This window comes from Phocaeicola salanitronis DSM 18170 (assembly GCF_000190575.1).
Lineage (GTDB): Bacteria > Bacteroidota > Bacteroidia > Bacteroidales > Bacteroidaceae > Phocaeicola > Phocaeicola salanitronis.
The window spans coordinates 2,760,645-2,779,074 of record NC_015164.1 but is presented as its reverse complement, the minus strand read 5'-3'; the positions used below and the strand labels follow the sequence as shown (position 1 = coordinate 2,779,074).

At 45.6% G+C, this 18,430-nt stretch carries 13 protein-coding genes and 2 pseudogenes; 11 read left to right on the top strand and 4 right to left on the bottom strand.

Features of this window, described 5'->3' with window-relative positions:
• Window positions 1-9: 9 nt before the first annotated feature.
• The 3 genes from BACSA_RS11985 to BACSA_RS11975 all read right to left on the bottom strand — a co-directional run bounded on the left by BACSA_RS11985 (window position 10) and on the right by BACSA_RS11975 (window position 6,828).
• Window positions 10-2,067: a RagB/SusD family nutrient uptake outer membrane protein gene (locus BACSA_RS11985; RefSeq protein WP_013618360.1), complete on the bottom strand. Its 2,058-nt coding sequence runs from the start codon at window positions 2,065-2,067 to the stop codon at window positions 10-12.
• 27 nt (window positions 2,068-2,094) lie between these two features.
• Entirely contained in the window at window positions 2,095-5,409 is a 3,315-nt protein-coding gene (locus BACSA_RS11980) for a SusC/RagA family TonB-linked outer membrane protein (protein ID WP_013618359.1), read from the bottom strand.
• Between the two features lie 444 nt (window positions 5,410-5,853).
• Window positions 5,854-6,828, bottom strand: coding sequence for a polyprenyl synthetase family protein (locus BACSA_RS11975; RefSeq protein ID WP_013618358.1), 975 nt, complete (start codon window positions 6,826-6,828; stop codon window positions 5,854-5,856).
• Between the two features lie 94 nt (window positions 6,829-6,922).
• On the opposite strand from BACSA_RS11975, the gene polA reads away from it, so the two are divergent.
• The 9 genes and pseudogenes from polA to BACSA_RS11930 form a co-directional block, all read left to right on the top strand.
• The gene (polA, locus tag BACSA_RS11970) at window positions 6,923-9,694 is read left to right on the top strand and encodes a DNA polymerase I (protein WP_013618357.1); all 2,772 of its coding nucleotides are present in this window, start codon (window positions 6,923-6,925) and stop codon (window positions 9,692-9,694) included.
• A 152-nt stretch (window positions 9,695-9,846) separates the two neighbouring features.
• Complete coding sequence (locus BACSA_RS11965) at window positions 9,847-10,233, top strand: DUF3836 domain-containing protein (protein ID WP_013618356.1); 387 nt, start codon at window positions 9,847-9,849, stop codon at window positions 10,231-10,233.
• Between the two features lie 506 nt (window positions 10,234-10,739).
• Window positions 10,740-10,955 carry a hypothetical protein gene (locus BACSA_RS11960; protein WP_013618355.1) on the top strand — a complete coding sequence of 72 codons (216 nt, stop codon included), beginning with the start codon at window positions 10,740-10,742 and terminating at the stop codon, window positions 10,953-10,955.
• Window positions 10,942-11,550: a zeta toxin family protein gene (locus BACSA_RS11955; RefSeq protein WP_013618354.1), complete on the top strand. Its 609-nt coding sequence runs from the start codon at window positions 10,942-10,944 to the stop codon at window positions 11,548-11,550. Before BACSA_RS11960 ends, BACSA_RS11955 begins: the two co-directional genes overlap by 14 nt.
• A gap of 114 nt (window positions 11,551-11,664) precedes the next feature.
• Entirely contained in the window at window positions 11,665-12,768 is a 1,104-nt protein-coding gene (ychF, locus tag BACSA_RS11950; protein WP_013618353.1) for a redox-regulated ATPase YchF, read from the top strand.
• A 149-nt stretch (window positions 12,769-12,917) separates the two neighbouring features.
• Entirely contained in the window at window positions 12,918-13,823 is a 906-nt protein-coding gene (locus BACSA_RS11945; protein WP_013618352.1) for a ketopantoate reductase family protein, read from the top strand.
• A 66-nt stretch (window positions 13,824-13,889) separates the two neighbouring features.
• Window positions 13,890-14,084, top strand: a complete 195-nt coding sequence (locus tag BACSA_RS11940; RefSeq protein WP_013618351.1) for a hypothetical protein — start codon at window positions 13,890-13,892, stop codon at window positions 14,082-14,084.
• 4 nt (window positions 14,085-14,088) lie between these two features.
• Window positions 14,089-14,349: a DUF5053 domain-containing protein gene (locus BACSA_RS11935; protein ID WP_013618350.1), complete on the top strand. Its 261-nt coding sequence runs from the start codon at window positions 14,089-14,091 to the stop codon at window positions 14,347-14,349.
• Window positions 14,350-14,356: 7 nt separating this feature from the next.
• A pseudogene (locus BACSA_RS11930) lies at window positions 14,357-14,827 on the top strand (CatA-like O-acetyltransferase); the annotation flags it as partial.
• Between the two features lie 181 nt (window positions 14,828-15,008).
• Here BACSA_RS11930 and BACSA_RS11925 read toward each other — a convergent pair.
• Entirely contained in the window at window positions 15,009-16,367 is a 1,359-nt protein-coding gene (locus BACSA_RS11925) for a transposase (protein ID WP_013616616.1), read from the bottom strand.
• Window positions 16,368-16,632: 265 nt separating this feature from the next.
• Here BACSA_RS11925 and BACSA_RS11920 point away from each other — a divergent pair, with 265 nt between their 5' ends.
• Window positions 16,633-17,919, top strand: coding sequence for an IS1380-like element IS615 family transposase (locus tag BACSA_RS11920; RefSeq protein ID WP_007567149.1), 1,287 nt, complete (start codon window positions 16,633-16,635; stop codon window positions 17,917-17,919).
• A 190-nt stretch (window positions 17,920-18,109) separates the two neighbouring features.
• Window positions 18,110-18,292 (top strand): annotated as a pseudogene (locus BACSA_RS19930) (chloramphenicol acetyltransferase); the annotation flags it as partial.
• Window positions 18,293-18,430: the final 138 nt, after the last annotated feature.

The window sequence follows — 18,430 nt, the reverse complement described above, 5'->3', positions numbered from 1 at the left end:
TGTCAAATTTTATTTGTTACGGATAGCATAACCATCGTTTGAAAGTACACCGTTCGATGACATCACACGGTCTGTCGGTATCGGGAATACATACGGAGTAACCTTGCTACGTATAGGAGTCAAGTCTTCCATGCCATTCACCAATACACCGTCTGTCAAACCAAACCAAGAGTAGATAACACGTTCGTGCACTACACCTTTCTTAATGTCATCACCGTTCTCGTCCTTCCCATAAGGCTGGTCGGTTTCCGGATCGTTAGCACTTACACTAATCAGACTTTCAACGAAGGAAATATACTTCAATCCATCGAATGTCGCATTAGCAGTCTTAATGTCATCATCCTTCAAACTCTCTGCCGTATTATAAGGACTGACTGATTTATCACGATAAGTAAAATAATCGTTTTCGAACACTACCTCACCATTGGTATAATTGTAATACAGACGGGGAGCTATGCCCATATCTTCGATAGGCAAGTTCTTGTCGTATATCAATTCTGTTCCATTTACACGCAATTGCTGATAGTTGATAGCCACATCACGCATCCATTCGATACAATCTGCAATAGCATTGCTATAATAGTTCCAGCGGATCAAGTCAAATTTGCGGATATTCTCACCACCGAATTCCCATGCACGTTCTTTTATAATCGCCTGTTTGAACGCATCGTATGTAGTCAGGTTATTTACATAATTATCGACCTTTTCAGCCTGATTCACCGCATTGATAAACGCACGCTGACGCACTTGCTTCAGCATTTCCTTAGCTTGGCTGGTAGGAGCATGATTAATTTCGTTTTCAGCCTCAGCCAACAGCAAAAGCACATCCGCATAGCGAAGTACAGGCCAATTGATACCTGTACCTTTCGATGCTACGGAAACATTCATATCCAAGCGGCACCATTTTGCCGGCTGTACACCGAATACATCGGTGGCAGCCTGCTTATTGTCATATAACCAACGATAATTTACGCATGTGACCGGCAAGCGTTGATCTTCAGGATCAAAAGAAGCTACATAATAGGGAGTTAAATTCGAATAAGTAGTACCTGCACCTTTTGAACTGTCCACCACACTCAAACCGTGACACCAGCCGATGTCACCGCCCGAGTTAGGAACAAAACCTACTTCATACAACACATCTCCGTTAGCAGGATTACAGTTGTTGATTTCGTTATCGAAAATTTCCTTAAAGTTCGGATTCAACGTACGTCCTTTCAGATTAATCAGTTTCATAGCATACGCTTGAGCCACTTTATAGAAATCATCGGCACAAGTAGTAGTCTGCTCTACCCCATTTACGTCTACATAAGTTACATTATACTCTTCGCCAGCCTCATCACAGCGTGCCATCGTTCCGTCTGCCTGCATGGAATAACCTGCACGGAACATCGCCAATTTAGCAATAAAGCCCAAAGCGAACTCACGGTTCATATATTCTACCGTCACATCATCTGACCACAACATTTCTTCTTCTACATTAATTAAGTCTTGAATGCAATGCGCATAAATGATGTTCTTGTCTGTACGCGGGTCATTATGCAAATCATCAGCTGTAGTCGGTGTAGTAGCAAAAGGTACGTCTGCCCAGAAGTTACACATCAGCCAGTACCAATAGGCACGTAAACAATATGCTTCACCATGTAATTGCTTCATGTCCTTATCGCCTTCTTGATACATCGAACTTCCTTCAATACCTTCAATGCATTGATTGGCAAAGTCGATGGCTTTCAACGTATTGTCCCAGCAGTTCTTGATATCATTGAACTGACGCATATTCAAGCACCATACTCCACGGCGGTCAGCATTTTGCGATTGATCCTGAGCAATAAAACCAACCTCTACATCAGTATTCTGCATCCAGTTAGTGCTCATACGTGAAGTATAAGTATCTTCACACATATATGAGTACACATGATTAATCATTTTGCGAGCATCCGTCGGATTGGAACAAAGATATTCCAAGTTATCCGTAGAAAGCGATTCGGTGTCCAGCATATCGTCGCAAGATGTACCGCAAAACAGCCCGCAAACCAAAGTCGTTATATATAAAAATTTCTTTTTCATATCTGATCTAATCTTCTTGTTTATCAATTAAAAGGTTATATTGACACCAGCTGTCCATGAGAAAGACTTCGGATAAGCCGAGAAATCAGCCCCTGGAGTCAAACCGCTGGTACCGCTTCCACGGATTGCAGAGTTTACTTCTGGGTCGTAACCGTCATAACCGGTCAGACAAAATACATTAGTCAATGTACAATACAGACGCAACTGGCTGCATCCGAATTTCTTCGTCCAATCTTTCGGAAGCGTAGCTCCTACCGTCAAGTTCTGCAAACGCAAGAATGAACCGTCTTCTACTGCCCATGAAGTCGGAACTGGATTGTTGTCCGACATCGTAGCGCCTGACCAACGGGTTGCATTGGCATTCATCATCTTCAAAGTTTCATAATCAGTAATAATTTGACCTGTCGATTGATCCAAATAAGTCCAAGCGTTACCACCCAATGTCACCGGAGCCATTTCTTGACGCAAGCTGGCGTAGGTATTACGATACGATTGTGATGCTACCATCTTATCCATATTATAGACGTCATTACCCACTACATATGTGAAGTTAGCCGTCAAGTCAAACCACTTATACGTAGCATTCAAACCGAAACCGCCGCTGAACTTAGGCTGAGTCTTACCAATAATCGTACGGTCACCGTCCTCGGTGATTACACCGTCACCATCTAAGTCTTTCAATTTCATAGCACCCGGACGAAGACCTCCGTACGAACTTGCCGTCATATAGGTATTGTCTGTCACACCTTCTTTCAGTATAAAGTTGCCCGACTGGTCAAAACGGAATTGGGTCTTACCTGCTGCGTCGGTATAAGTTTCGAAATCATCTACACCATAGATGCCGTCATATACAAACCCCCATACCAGACCTAAAGGCTGACCTACAATTACACGGTAATCATCCGCACCGCGCATATCAGACGAGAATGCACCAGAATTAAATGACATAGAAGTCACACCGTCCGAAAGTTTCTCTACCCGGTTTTTATTGATACCAATATTGAAATTAAAGTTCAACGAATAATCCTTATGTTGCAAAATTGCTGCATTTAAGGTCAATTCAATACCTTTATTAGAAGTTTCGCCAATATTACGTTGCATCGTAGTGTATCCGATTGCCGTGATAGGAATCTCAATCAGCAAATCCTTCACCTTATTCCAATAGTAATCGATACTACCTGAGAGGCGTTCGTTAAAGAAACCAAAGTCCAAACCTACGTTACGCGTAATAGTTGTCTCCCATTTCAGATCCGGATTGGCAAGTTGATTATTATTTAATGTATAATGCGGGTTTTGCTGGTTCCCTGCACCATAATACTTACTGCTTGAATAAGCTTTATAAGTCGTTTCGAACATTGCGCTACCAATACGGTTATTACCTGCCGTACCGTATGAGAAACGCAGCTTTAAGTTTGATAACCAATTCTTAGCCGATTCCATAAACGGTTCTTGAGAAATACGCCACGCAACTGCACCTGCCGGGAAATATCCCCAACGGTTTCCTTTCATAAACTTAGAAGAACCATCGGCACGCATAGTGAATGTAAACAAATAACGATCTAATAACGTATAGTTAGCACGTCCAAAGAAAGATATTGTACGGTCTTCTTGTGCCAAAGTAGAAGAAATGGTTTGCGCACCGGTTTCCTTTGAATTATTCGCCATACTGGCAAACATCTTCTCCGGTGAAATATCCTCCTGGAAGAACTTACCAATCATTTCGTTTGATTCGCTTCCCGAAGCCACATATTCCTGACCAATCATAATATTGACATCATGCGTCTTGTTGAAGTTCTGCTTCCAAGTCAATGTATGGGCAGCACGAAGTTTCCACGAATCTTTCTTTTCCCATTCACCCATCGGAAGCTCACCGCCGTCTTGTACCGCTTTGTTACTCATCGGACCATACCAGTCCTTTTGTTGGAAGAATGTATAATCATACCCCCCCTCTGCACGATAAGTGAAATTCTTTGTAATATCCCATGTCACAGCGGCATTAAAATTATAACGGCGTTCATTCTTCCGTCTCCAATAATCGTTCACCTGATCATTCAGATCACGAGTCGCATTGATATACTCGTCATATTCATCTTCCGGCAAAGTACTTGGGTCGATATCAATCTGATCGTATAAACCGAATACAGGCGGTTTCATTACGGCATCATATGAACGGATTTTATACGTACCTCCGCCGGTACCTACACCTTGTGTCTCGGTATCAGCCAAACGGATACCCAAATCCAAGTTCAAGTTCTTGTACAATTCGTGTTTCAACTTGAAGTTCATATTATAACGGCGGTATCCGTTGTTTTCCATCAAGCTCTTGTCGTTGGCATAAGTCCCACTCAACGTAAAGCGCGTCTTTTCGCTACCGCCTGTAATACTGATGTTATGCGATTGAGAAAGCTGGTCATTCCCGAACATTTCTTCCTGCCAGTCATGACCTTTCTGATATTGATACAAATCCAAATCGCCGTATGCGCCATAGCGTTCCTCAAAACTGCTGATAGCCGAAGCTCCACGCAACGCCTGACGCTCGTAGTTATACATTACGAACTGGTATGGAGTCATCGTATTGAGTGTTTTCGCTATGCTTTTCCCTTGCACATAACCGTTATAGCTCACCACGGTCTTTCCACCTTTAGCACCTTTAGTAGTAATCAAGATAACACCGTTTGCACCTTGCGAACCATAAATAGCGGTAGAAGCGGCATCCTTCAACACCGTAATGTCTTCGATATCTGAAGGAGAAAGGTCGCTCATGCTCGACATCGGGAAACCATCCACAATATAAAGCGGAGAGTTGTCGCCTGTAATAGAACCACCGCCACGCACCTTGATAATCATTTCCGCATCGGGCGAACCATCGGTTGTAGTAATCTGCACACCGGCAAGCTTACCGGTCAAAGCTTCTGCCACATTCGTTACAGGAACCTTTGCTAACGCATCACCTTTCACGGTACTTACCGCACCGGTCAGGTCTTTTTTCTTCGCCGTACCGTAACCGATTACCACCACTTCGTCCAGCAACTGGTTATCATCCTCCATCGTAATGTTAAACGTAGTCTGGTTTCCCACCTTGATTTCCTGGGTAGCATACCCGATATACGACACCACCAGCGTACTTCCTGCTTTCACGTTCGGAATAGAAAACTTACCGTCGAAATCGGTAATCGCTCCCGCAGTAGTACCTTTCACTAATACGCTTACTCCAATCAGCGGCTCGCCCGTGCCGTCTACAACCGTACCGGTCACCGTCTTTCCTTGAGCAAACGTAACGAGACACAGCATAGCCAGCAATAGCGTGGCTCCTGCCCTACGAACTAAATTTGCTAAATCCATAAACTAAATATTAAGATGAGTACTAAAAATAAAGTCAGTCCCTGTGTCTACTCTGAAAGGGACATGGAGAAATAATGTCTTGGGAAAAAGGTGCATTCTCCCCTTTTATCTGTCCGGATGTGCCTTTCATAATAGTAGGCTTAACTTCGCTTCACATTTCGGTAACAAAATTATAGCAAATATAAAAAATTTTGGTGAAATTATTGGTTGTTTGTGTGGAAAAATTAACGTAAAAAGGAGAAAATAAGATAAATATCCCACTTAATTTTACCCTTAGGACACGATTTTGCCCTATCAAGAATGAATTGTACTACCGTACGGTTCTCTCCGCTTGAGAGCCCCGTCCGACATGCAGATAGCTTCATGGGGCTATGCAACTAACTGCAATGCCCGATACAGCCTTGTCCGCCGGCCGCCGGAAGCGGCTTCCTTTTAGGAATCCCTTTATTTCTTCCGCTCCACCACGTAATCCACGTAAGCGGTCAACGCCATACGCAATGAGTCGTCCATCTGCTCGGGCAAAAGGGCAAGCGCCTTGTTGCGATAATCGTGCATCACCTTATCTGCATGTTCAATGCCTCCCTCCTGCTTCACATACGATACAAATGAGGCGATTTCTTCATGCGAAGCCTTTAATGAACGGATGCGCAACGCCAATTCCCTTTTTTCCTTATCCGCCTTTTCATTCAGCACATACAGGGCGGGCAGGGTCAGTTTGCCTTCCAGCATATCATTGCCCGTAGGCTTTCCCAGCTCCTCGTTCTCGAAATAATCGAAAATATCGTCCTTTATCTGGAAAGCGATGCCAATCATCTCGCCGAAAAGCGCGGCATTGTCCACATCTTCCGCCGAAGCCTTTACGGAAAGCGCGCCGCTCTCGGCACTTGCCGTAAAAAGGGCTGCCGTCTTCTTACGGATGACATCAAAATAAATTTCTTCGGAAAAGTCGGTATTGTTCGTATTTGCCAATTGTACAATCTCGCCTTCAGAAAGATTCTGCCCCAAGCGGGCTACCAAGTCGACCAATTCGATTTCTTTTGTATAGGCTGCATGCCGCAGGCTCGTGGCAAGCATATAGTCGCCCACCAACACCGACACACGGTTATCATACAACGCGTTGACCGACGCTTGCCCGCGCCGCTTGTCACTCTTGTCGACCACATCATCGTGAACCAGGCTGGCGGTATGCAACAATTCCAGCGACAAAGCCGAATGTAACGTGGCGGGGTTGACTACGCCATATAGTTTTGCCATCAACATAACCAACATAGGGCGCATCATCTTTCCGTTGCGGTTCCGGATATAGCCGAGCACATCGCCCAGCATCGGAGCGGTACTGGTCAAGGTGGCATCGAAAAGCATCTTAAATTCGCTCAATTCCCTTTCTATCGGTCGCTTGATTATTTCTATCTTGTCCATTAGAGATTTATTTGGGCACAAAAGTAATAATAAAACGTTGAAATACGGCGTTTTTTTGTACTTTTACATTCAAAACATTAATATTTTTACACGAATGGAGAAACTATTTCTACTGGATGCGTACGCTTTAATTTACCGGGCGTATTATGCTTTCATCAAAAATCCGCGTATTAATTCGAAAGGATTCAATACTTCCGCCATTATGGGATTCGTCAATACCTTGGAAGATGTATTGAAAAAAGAACAGCCCACACACATCGGCATCGCGTTCGATCCTGCCGGACCCACCTTCCGGCACGAGGCTTACCAGCAATACAAAGCCCAGCGTGAGGAAACGCCGGAAGTAATCCGGCTTTCCGTACCTATCATAAAAGACATCATACGCGCCTACCGCATCCCCATCCTCGAAGTATCCGGATACGAGGCAGACGATGTCATCGGCACCCTTGCCACCGAAGCCGGACGCCAAGGCATACGTACTTATATGATGACCCCCGATAAAGACTACGGCCAGCTGGTATCGGACAACGTCTTTATGTACCGCCCCAAATACGGCGACAAGGAGTTTGAAGTAATGGGAGTCGAAGAAGTCAAAGCCAAATTCGACATACAGTCTCCTGCACAGGTCATCGACATGTTGGGACTGATGGGCGATACCGCCGACAACATCCCCGGTTGTCCGGGCGTAGGGGAAAAAACCGCACAAAAGCTGATTGCCCAGTTCGGAAGCATCGAGAATCTGCTCGACCATACCGGCGAACTGAAAGGAGCCATCAAGACGAAAGTGGAAACCAACCGCGAACAAATCCTGTTCTCCAAATTTCTTGCCACCATCAAGACCGACGTACCCATCGCTCTCGACATGGACGGGCTGAAACGTGAGGAACCGGACAAGGATGAACTCAAGCGGATATTCGAAGAATTGGAGTTCCGGAGCCTTTTAGAGCGTGTATTGGGAACTGATAAAAAAACCGCCACTCCCCCACCCTCCGCGCAAGGCGATCTCTTTGGATTTTTTACGCCCGAGAGTACGGAAGCTTCCGAAAATTCAAATCTCACGAAGCTTGACGACCTTGTTTTCGACTACCAACTGATTGATACAGAAGAAAAAGAAGACCAATTATTACAAAATATCCTTACACAGCCCATTCTCAGTCTGGATACAGAGACCACCGGAACCGACCCGATACGTGCCGAACTGGTGGGAATGAGCTTCGCGTATGCCGAAAACCAGGCATTCTATGTTCCTGTCCCTGCCGACCGCACCGAAGCGCAACGCATCGTGGACAAATTCAAACCGGTATTCGAAAACCCACAGACTTTAAAAGTGGGACAGAACATCAAATATGACATGCTGGTATTGGCAAACTACGGCGTAGAGATACAAGGACCCATGTTCGACACAATGATAGCCCACTATGTGCTCCAACCCGAACTGCATCACGGAATGGACTACCTTGCCGAAATCTACCTGCACTACGAAACCATCAAAATAGAAGAACTCATCGGCCCGAAAGGAAAGAACCAGAAGAATATGCGCGACCTCGATCCTGCTAATATATATAGGTACGCGTGCGAAGATGCCGATGTCACGCTGAAACTGAAAAACGTGCTGGAAAAGGAATTGAAGCAAAACGATGCCGAAGCCCTCTTCTGCGACATCGAAATGCCGCTCGTGCCCGTACTTGCCTATATGGAACGCAACGGCGTGCGCATCGACACCGAAGCTCTGAAGGAAACCTCACGCCACTTTACCGCCCGCATGAACCAGATAGAAGAAGAAGTGCACCGTTTGGCTGGGGTAGAATTCAACATTGCCTCTCCCAAGCAAGTAGGCGAAGTGTTATTTGACCGCCTGAAAATCGTAGACAAGCCCAAGAAGACCAAAACTGGGCAATATGTCACCTCTGAAGAAGTGTTGGAGAGCCTGAAAGGAAAGCACGAAATCGTAGAGAAGATTTTAGAGCACCGCGGCTTAAAAAAACTTCTCGGTACCTACATCGATGCCTTACCCCAGCTCATCAACCCCGAAACCGGACACATCCACACATCGTTCAACCAGACCGTAACCGCTACCGGACGCCTTAGTTCCAGCAACCCCAACTTGCAGAACATCCCCGTGCGCAACGAAGACGGAAAGGAAATCCGCAAGGCATTCATCCCCGATGAAGGATGTGAGTTCTTTTCAGCGGACTATTCTCAAATCGAACTGCGCATCATGGCACACCTTAGCGGAGACCCGCACATGATAGAAGCCTTCCGTGCCAATCAAGACATCCATGCCGCCACCGCCGCCAAGATATATAAAGAGAAGCTGGAAGATGTCACCCGCGAGCAACGGAGCAAGGCGAAGACCGCCAACTTCGGCATCATCTACGGCATCTCCGTCTTCGGGCTTGCCGAACGTCTCGGCATCGACCGCAAGGAAGCCAAGGAATTGATAGACGGTTATTTCGAAAACTATCCCCATGTTAAGGAATATATGGACAGCAGCATACAGGCTGCACGCCAGAAGGGATATATCGAAACCGTGTTCCGCCGGCGCCGCTACCTGCCCGACATCAACTCTCGCAATGCCGTAGTACGCGGATATGCCGAGCGTAATGCCATCAATGCCCCTATCCAAGGCAGTGCCGCCGATATCATCAAAGTAGCCATGATACGTATCTACCGCCGCTTCCGCGAAGAGGGAATCCGCTCGAAAATGATACTTCAGGTACACGATGAACTCAACTTCAGCGTTGTGCCCGAAGAAAAAGAAAAAGTGCAACAGATTGTGATAGCCGAAATGGAGAGTGCTTACAAAATGAAAGTTCCTTTGCTTGCAGACTGTGGTTGGGGTAAGAATTGGCTGGAAGCACACTAAGAGAAGCAGATTGTTAACATATCTTTATTTGGTAACATTTTGCTAATATCAAGAAAAAATTTAGCCGAAATGTTAGTTCATATCAAAAGTTTCACTACCTTTGCATTGTGATTAAGAACAAAAAGATAGTAAACCCTTAAAAACTTAAAGATATGAAAGCAATGAATTTTTTAAAGAGTGTATTTGTTGTAGCTTGCATTTTCGTAGCTAACCTTACAATTTCCGCTAACACACCGGAAGCGAACTTGATTTATAACACCGAAGAAGTAAATGGCGTTAAGATGTCGGAAACCGTTTACAAGATGAACGAAGGCATCCTTACCAATTACGAAAAGTATAACTATAAATACAACGACAATAAACAAGTTATCGAAAGCACATTGATGAAGTGGGACGCAGCCAGAAACGATTGGCGTAACCACATGTGTATCAAGTATTCATATACAGGAAACGATGTAACTATTGAATACTACAAGTGGAATAAGAGCAAAAAAGACTTCATCCTTGTTCCGGAAATGACAGTAACGGTACAACAATAAACAGCACATAAATAAACATATTTTCATAAACTCTCAACAATTCAAAAGAGGCGCCTCGCGAGGAAGTGCCTCTTTTTTGTTTTAGCATTCTCAAAGTATAAATTCATACCATAACAGAACACATCAAGTTACGATTTGTAAGTAATCGGCAAATCCTTTTATCGTTTTACCCATATATCTTCCTTATCGCGACAAGCTATATTCCCCAAGCCAGCTCACATACTTTTACGTTCTCCATATCGAGAACGTACGTTTTCCATATCAAGAACGTATGTTCTCCATATCAAAAACATACGTTCTCGATATGAAGAACATAAAAAGATATAGGCTGCAAACAGATTATTCATTAACCAACTCTCCAAAATAACTTTGCCGGAATGCATTCAAACCGATGCTGACGGTTATCGTTAAGATGATGCAAGTAAATTTTGCATAACAAATATCAGAGGTGTGCCGATATGCCAAAAGAAATGACTATATTTGCACCCTAACGTAATACCTCAATCATGTCAGAGAAAGAATTAAACGCATACCGCTTCAGTCCGGAGCAGGAGCCTACGGACGAAATGCTGGAACAAATCATGAGGGAAGTTGCCGAGGAAGCAAGAACGAGCAACCAAAAGGCGACGGAGGAGCATTTCATGCAAATGTGGCAAAACGTTTTGACAAAACAAGCAAAATGGGCGAAAGACATAGAAAACATACGGAATGGACACAAATAAACGCTTACCGGAAATGATTGTAATAGCCGGACCTAATGGCTCAGGCAAGACATCCGTCACTCAAAAGTTCCTGCATCACGAATGGGCGGAAGGCACGCTATACATCAATCCGGACGAAGTGGCTAAAGATAAATATGGCGACTGGAACTCACCGGAAGCTGTACTAAAAGCAGCTAATTATTGCGCCGAGCTACGAGAAACATGTTTATCAGAAAGAAAAAACTTTGTGTTTGAGACCGTAATGTCTGCCGAAGATAAAGTCGCATTCATCATTAAAGCCAAACGGCAAGGCTTCTTTATCCGTTTATTCTTTATCTCGACTTCACACCCCTCTATCAATGCGGCAAGGATTGCCAACAGAGTGATGAAAGGGGGACATGACGTGCCCATCACTAAAATCATTTCACGCTATTTCAAGTCTATAGAAAATTGCAAGACCGTAGCGCCGATTGTGGACCGCCTCTATGTGTACGACAATTCCATAGACGGCGAAGATGCCAAACTTCAATTCCGCTTGGTCAATGGCGAATTAAAGAAAATGTATGTGACCGAAGTGTCTGAATGGGCGAAAATCCTATTACCAGATGTCCGATAATAAGAGGCTTCTATGTAAATAATCGGAGTGCCCTGCCCGATATGCCAAAAGAAATGACTACCTTTGCCCGTTGAAACAAGCAAGAAATCAAAACAATAAAAACAATATATCATTATGGCTTTACAATGTGGCATCGTCGGTTTGCCGAACGTGGGCAAATCGACGCTTTTCAATTGCTTATCAAACGCAAAGGCTCAAGCAGCCAATTTCCCTTTCTGTACCATCGAACCGAACGTAGGCGTAATCACCGTGCCCGATGAACGCCTCAACAAACTGGCGGAATTAGTCCATCCGGGACGCATCGTACCTACTACCGTAGAAATCGTCGATATTGCCGGACTGGTAAAAGGTGCCAGCAAGGGCGAAGGACTGGGCAACAAGTTCTTGGCGAACATCCGCGAAACAGATGCCATCATCCACGTGCTGCGTTGCTTCGATGATGAAAACGTGACCCACGTAGACGGTACGGTAAATCCGGTACGCGACAAGGAAATCATCGATACCGAACTCCAGCTGAAAGACCTGGAAACCATCGAAAGCCGCATCCAACGCGTGCAGAAGCAGGCGCAAACGGGAGGCGACAAAGCAGCTAAACAAACCTATGATGTACTGGTGCGCTACAAAGAGGCACTGGAACAAGGTAAATCGGCACGCACGGTGCAGTTCGAATCGAAAGACGAACAGAAAATAGCGCATGACCTATTCCTGCTCACGGCGAAACCGGTGATGTACGTATGCAACGTAGACGAAGCAAGTGCTGCCACAGGCAACAAGTACGTAGAGCAGGTGCGTGAGGCGGTAAAGGACGAGAACGCCGAAATCCTGGTAGTAGCCGCCAAGACCGAAGCCGACATCGCCGAACTGGAAACCTACGAAGACCGCCAGATGTTCCTGCAGGAAGTGGGACTGGAAGAATCGGGTGTGAACCGCCTCATCAAGTCGGCATACAAGCTTCTGAATCTGGAAACCTTTATCACCGCCGGTGAAATGGAAGTAAAGGCATGGACGTACCACAAAGGCTGGAAAGCCCCGCAATGTGCCGGCGTCATCCACACCGACTTCGAAAAGGGCTTCATCCGTGCCGAAGTCATCAAATACGAAGACTATATCCAATACGGAAGTGAAGCCGCTGTACGCGAGGCTGGCAAGCTGAACGTAGAGGGCAAAGACTACGTGGTGCAGGACGGCGACATCATGCACTTCCGCTTTAATGTGTAATCCGTTTTTTCACCACAGATTACACAGATTTTTCTATTTATTATAATAATGGCAAGCGAGAATAGTGTTATTATTGTCTCTCTTTGATTTTTAATAGAATAAAATCTGTGTAATCTGTGGTGAAAACCTCAAGAACTTAAGAACTCACCATGAAATACTTAGTAGTAGGAACAGGGGGCGTGGGAGGCTCTATCGCCGGATTCCTCGCTCTGGCAGGCAAAGACGTGACCTGCATCGCACGCGGCAAACACCTGGATGCCATCCGGCAAAAAGGGCTTCACCTGAAATCAGACTTGAAAGGCGAACATTTTCTTCCCGTGAAGGCTTATACCGCCGAAGAATTCGAAGGAAAAGCCGATGTGATTTTCGTGTGCGTGAAAGGATATTCCATCGACTCTATCAAGGAAGTATTAGAACGTGCTTCCACCCCCGAAACGCTGGTCATCCCTATCCTCAATGTGTATGGCACCGGACCGCGCATCGGAAGGCTTGTGCCTTCAGTACACGTGCTCGACGGATGCATCTACATCGTAGGATTTGTTTCGGGAGAAGGCGAGATTACCCAAATGGGAAGCATCTTCCGCCTGGTGTTCGGCGCACGCCCTGAACAAGGCATTTCCTGCGAACAATTGAATCAAATAGCCGAAGAACTGCGTGCGTGCGGCATCAAAGTAGACGTATCGGACGACATCAACCGCGACACCTTCATCAAGTGGGCATTCATCTCCGCCATGGCATGTACCGGAGCCTACCACAATGTGCCCATGGGCGAAGTGCAGCACGAAGGCGAGGTGCGCGATACCTTTATCGGATTATCGCAGGAAAGTGCCGAAATCGGGCGCAAGCTGGGTGTAATCTTCCCCGAAGACCCCGTAACGTATAACCTGAAAGTCATTGACAAGCTCGACCCGCATAGCACCGCCTCGATGCAGAAAGACCTTGCCCGCGGACACGAATCGGAAATACAAGGCCTGCTGTTCGATATGATTGACTTGGGCGAACGGCTGGGCATCGATTTGCCGACGTATCACAAAGTGGCATTAAAATTCAAATGACAAACACATAAAATCATAACAAACATTTGGTTACTACGAACATTCGTAGTAACTTTGCATAAACCGATGGGGAAATATAAAAAAATCATCGTAACAGAAAAGGAAGAGGACTTGATTATGAGCATCCGCAATTACCAACGTTCTTATCCTAACGGGAATCCGCAAATGGACTGGTATATCCGTCAGTTATTCGATGAACTGATGGACATGCCGCCTCAGTACATTCCGACTATCCCAAGCAGAAAGAAACTAAAACCATAACATTATGGAAACAATCGTGAAAGAAAACCGTACTGAATTGGCAACCGATGTGAAAGCAAAGCTTTCAGACATTTTGATGCTGGTAACATGGCGTGATATCGCACGTAACTATTTTGGCAAATCTTCTTCGTGGCTATATCACAAATTAGACGGTATTGACGGAAACGGAGGTAAAGGAGGGTTTACGCCCGAAGAACAAGAACAATTACGGAACGCTTTATTCGACCTGTCAGAACGTATCCGCACTGCAGCAGACAAACTTTAAAAAACAAATGAAACACATCATCCACATCGACACCTGGGAACGGAAGGACAACTACAACTTCTTCCGCGGATTCGCCAACTCATGGATTGCCGTAACAAGCGAGGCGGACTGCACCGAAGCATACGCCCATGCCAAGGCACAAGGACATTCGTTCTTCCTTTACTACCTGTACGCCATCGTACGGGCGGTGAACGAAATCAAGGAGTTACGGTACCGTTGGGACAAGAACGGGCAAGTGGTTCTGCATGATACGGTGGATGTGATTACCCCCATTGCCGTACCCGGACGTACGTTCTATACCGTACGTATCCCCTATCATCCCGACTTCGATACGTTCTACCGCGAAGCACGGCGCATCATCACATCTATTCCCGAAGACGGAGACCCGTATGGAACAGACAAGCAGATAGCCCAGCAGGGGGATTTCGATGTCTTCCTGCTCAGTGCCACACCGAAGCTGTATTTCACCTCGATTACTTAGGGATATTCAGTAAATGTCCCTAAAAAGTAAGATGGCATATAAAGTCGATAGAGTATAATCACTTTATATGCCATTATTATTGCCCTTTTTCTGTGTTTTTTCATATAATCCTATCTGTTGGACATGATGTTCCGGAAGAAGTCTGATGACCTCTTCTGCTCCTGTCTGTAAATTCATGTCATGCCGCTTTAGCTGTTCTGCTCGTGACCTTGTCTATCATCAGTACGGCATTTGCCGTATGTATTCCGAAGAAAATCCAAAGGATTTCAGTCTTCCTGTTCCTGGCCTTTATTCTTGCGAGTGAGTAGTGTTGCTTTTGAGTACCGAAGCTTCCTTCAAGCCGGGTGGCCCTTTCTTTGGAGAGTTCACTTCTGAGAACCTTTCTCAAGGGTTCATCCTTTGCCGCCCTTCCCTTGCGTACAAAGGAAGTGGATATACCATATTTTGTACAGAACCTTCTATTTGCATTGTTGGCATATATGGAATCTCCAGCCGCACATCTAACCCTGACATTCATGAGTTTCTGTTGCATACGGATACAGCCCTTCAGCCGTATTCCCTCATTGAATGCCTTGAACGAGAGGTGTTCGATAAACGATATACCGTCTATCTGTATGTTGTTAACCTTTGCACCGAATTCAACAGACTTTGTTTCCTTGCCTCTTACGATAGGACGTACGTAATGACGGTCGATGCTGACGATGCGGTCATTGACCTTCCTGCCTTCAAACAGTTCCTTCTCCTGTACAAGAACCTTTCTGATTATGGAAAGGCGTTTCTGATAATCCTGTGTATATCTGAGTGATCTCCCGTACTCCTTATGAATCTCATCCCTCTGTACGATGAGCTTTTCAAGGAGTCTGATCATACGGCGCTTGAGCATCCGTGTTCTTGAAGCTTTCCTCTTTCTTTTCTTGCAGTATGAAAGATAGGACTCTGACACATCCGCATATTTGTTACGGGGACGCCTTATCCCAAGATCCATACAATGCCGGCAGATATGCCTGTAAAGCCATTCAATACTTTCCCAAAGCAGTTTCATGTCTGTTGGAAAACGCATGTGACTTTCATAACACGTGGCATCAGTCATGCACACGTGAAGGTTCTCAAGATATGGTTTCCAGTGGGAGGCCAGTATCTCCTGAAGGGAGTCAATATCAAGACGGGATGCTATCTCATTGCGGATGGCACTGACTATCTTGTAGTTGGTTATGGGAAAGGCCGGATCTATCATGATTCCGCAGAACATCTGGTAGTGGAGGTTGCCGTTGAGATGTTCCACCAGCTGTCTGTCGGAGAATCCGGTGTAGGCTTTCAGGACCATAAGGGCAATCTTTGCCAGAGGGCTAAAAATGTTCCTGCGTCCAAGACGATGTTCCGACAAGCCTATGGCTTTTGCCATACGGTCAAACGGGAAAACTGAGTGAAGCCTGCCCAGTTCACTCTCATGAAAACTCTTGCGATATTTTTCCAGAACATCAAATTCTGTAAAGCCCAAAGTGGGCTGTATTTCCGAAATATTTTGTATCTTAGCCATATCTTTGTTGGGGTATTTCCCCCGTTTTGGCTGCCAAACCTTATTTTCGGGGGAATATCTAAAGATACAAAAAAGCCAACTAATTCGCAATACATTGTGTATGAATTAGTTGGCTAATTTTGTTATATTCCTTAATTCCGCAACATAATTGATAATTATTTTTATAAGTTCCTGAGCAACATTTTGTTGCCCAGGTTTTTGCCATGTCAGCGTTTTCACTTACCTTAGTGTTGCGAATCCAAAGACAAAGAAAACCGCAACAGGCATGGCAAAGGTAGCAATAAAATCCGAAAGACTCACTCCTTTTGGAGGCATATTTCCAATCATGGAGCAATTTACCTCCCTTCTCTCCTCTACAATTGACTCAACACTTGGGTTGAGATGCAAACTCTATGGTTATCAATACAGCGAAATCATCCGCTCCCTCCTATGCGTTTACTTCTGCGGCGGTTCTTGCGTTGAGGATGTCACCGCCCACTTAATGAGTCATCTTTCCCTTCACCCCACACTCCGCACCTGTAGCGCCGACACCATCCTTAGGGCAATAAACGAACTGACCCGGGAAAACATCTCATACACGTCTGATGCCGGAAAGTCCTATGATTTCAATACGGCAGACACACTCAACACATTGCTCCTGAATTGCCTGTTGTCCACAGGGCAGTTGAAAGAGGGCGGGGAGTATGACGTTGACTTTGACCACCAGTTCATTGAGGCGGAGAAGTACGATGCAAAGCCCACGTACAAGAAATTTCTTGGTTACAGGTCCGGTGTGGCCGTTATCGGCGACATGATTGTCGGCATAGAGAACAGCGACGGCAACACCAATGTACGCTTTCACCAGAAGGACACGCTAAAGAGGATTTTGGAGAGACTTGAAGAGAAGAAGCTGACAGTCAAACGCTTCAGGGCCGACTGCGGCTCATGCTCTGAAGACATTGTGGATGAGGTCAGGAAGCATTGCAGGACATTCTACATACGCGCCAACCGCTGCTGCTCGCTCTATGATGACATCTTCGCGCTCAGAGGGTGGAAGAAGGAAGAGATAAACGGCATCGTGTTTGAGTTGAACTCCATTCTCGTTGAGAAGTGGAAGGGCAAACCGTATCGCCTGGTAATCCAGAGACAGAGACGCATGGGCAGTGGACCGGACCTGTGGGAGGGGGAATATACATACCGCTGCATCCTGACCAACGATTACGAATCATCCATGAGGGACATCGTGGAGTTCTATAACATGCGCGGTGGCAAGGAACGCGTCTTTGATGACATGAACAATGGGTTTGGATGGGACAGACTGCCTAAATCCTTCATGGCGGAAAATACCGTGTTCCTGCTCCTGACGGCACTGATACGCAATTTCTACAAGGCCATCATGCAAAGGATTGAAGTGAAGAAGTTCGGGCTCAAGGAAACCAGCCGTATCAAGACGTTTGTCTTCAAATTCATTTCAGTACCTGCCAAGTGGATTAAGACCGCAAGGCAATGTGTGCTGAATATCTACACCGACAACCATGCATATGCAGAAGCCTTCAAAACTTCTTCCGGATGATTTACATCACTTGATGGCCACTGATTGCGTATTGCCTCAAGTCGCTTTATGGGGTAAGGGGATGGTATGCGCATTGAAACGGACGCGAGGACTTAATGGTTATCTTACGAATCAAAAGTCCATTTCTCTTTATGTAGGTAGCACTTCGGGAATGGAGTTGCGGATTTAAGGATATTTACTGAATATCCCTACTTATACGCAGCAATCCGTAGGACATCCCTTAGACTATCCGCTGATGAATGCAGGCAAGGCAATCACCCGTGCAGGCCGCCTCTACATGCCGATAGCCCTGACCGTAAGCCATGCCTTTGCCGACGGAGCACACATCTCGCTCTTCTTCGAGAAGGTGGAGCAGACGCTGAAGAAACTATAAAACAGGCACGATTTATATCCCTATCAACACCCGTAAAAACCAATAAACAGGCATGCGCTTAAACACAACTGCCCACATCAACCGATACGACCGCTCGCATCGCTTTACATAACCGTACACGTAAGCCGATACGGACGG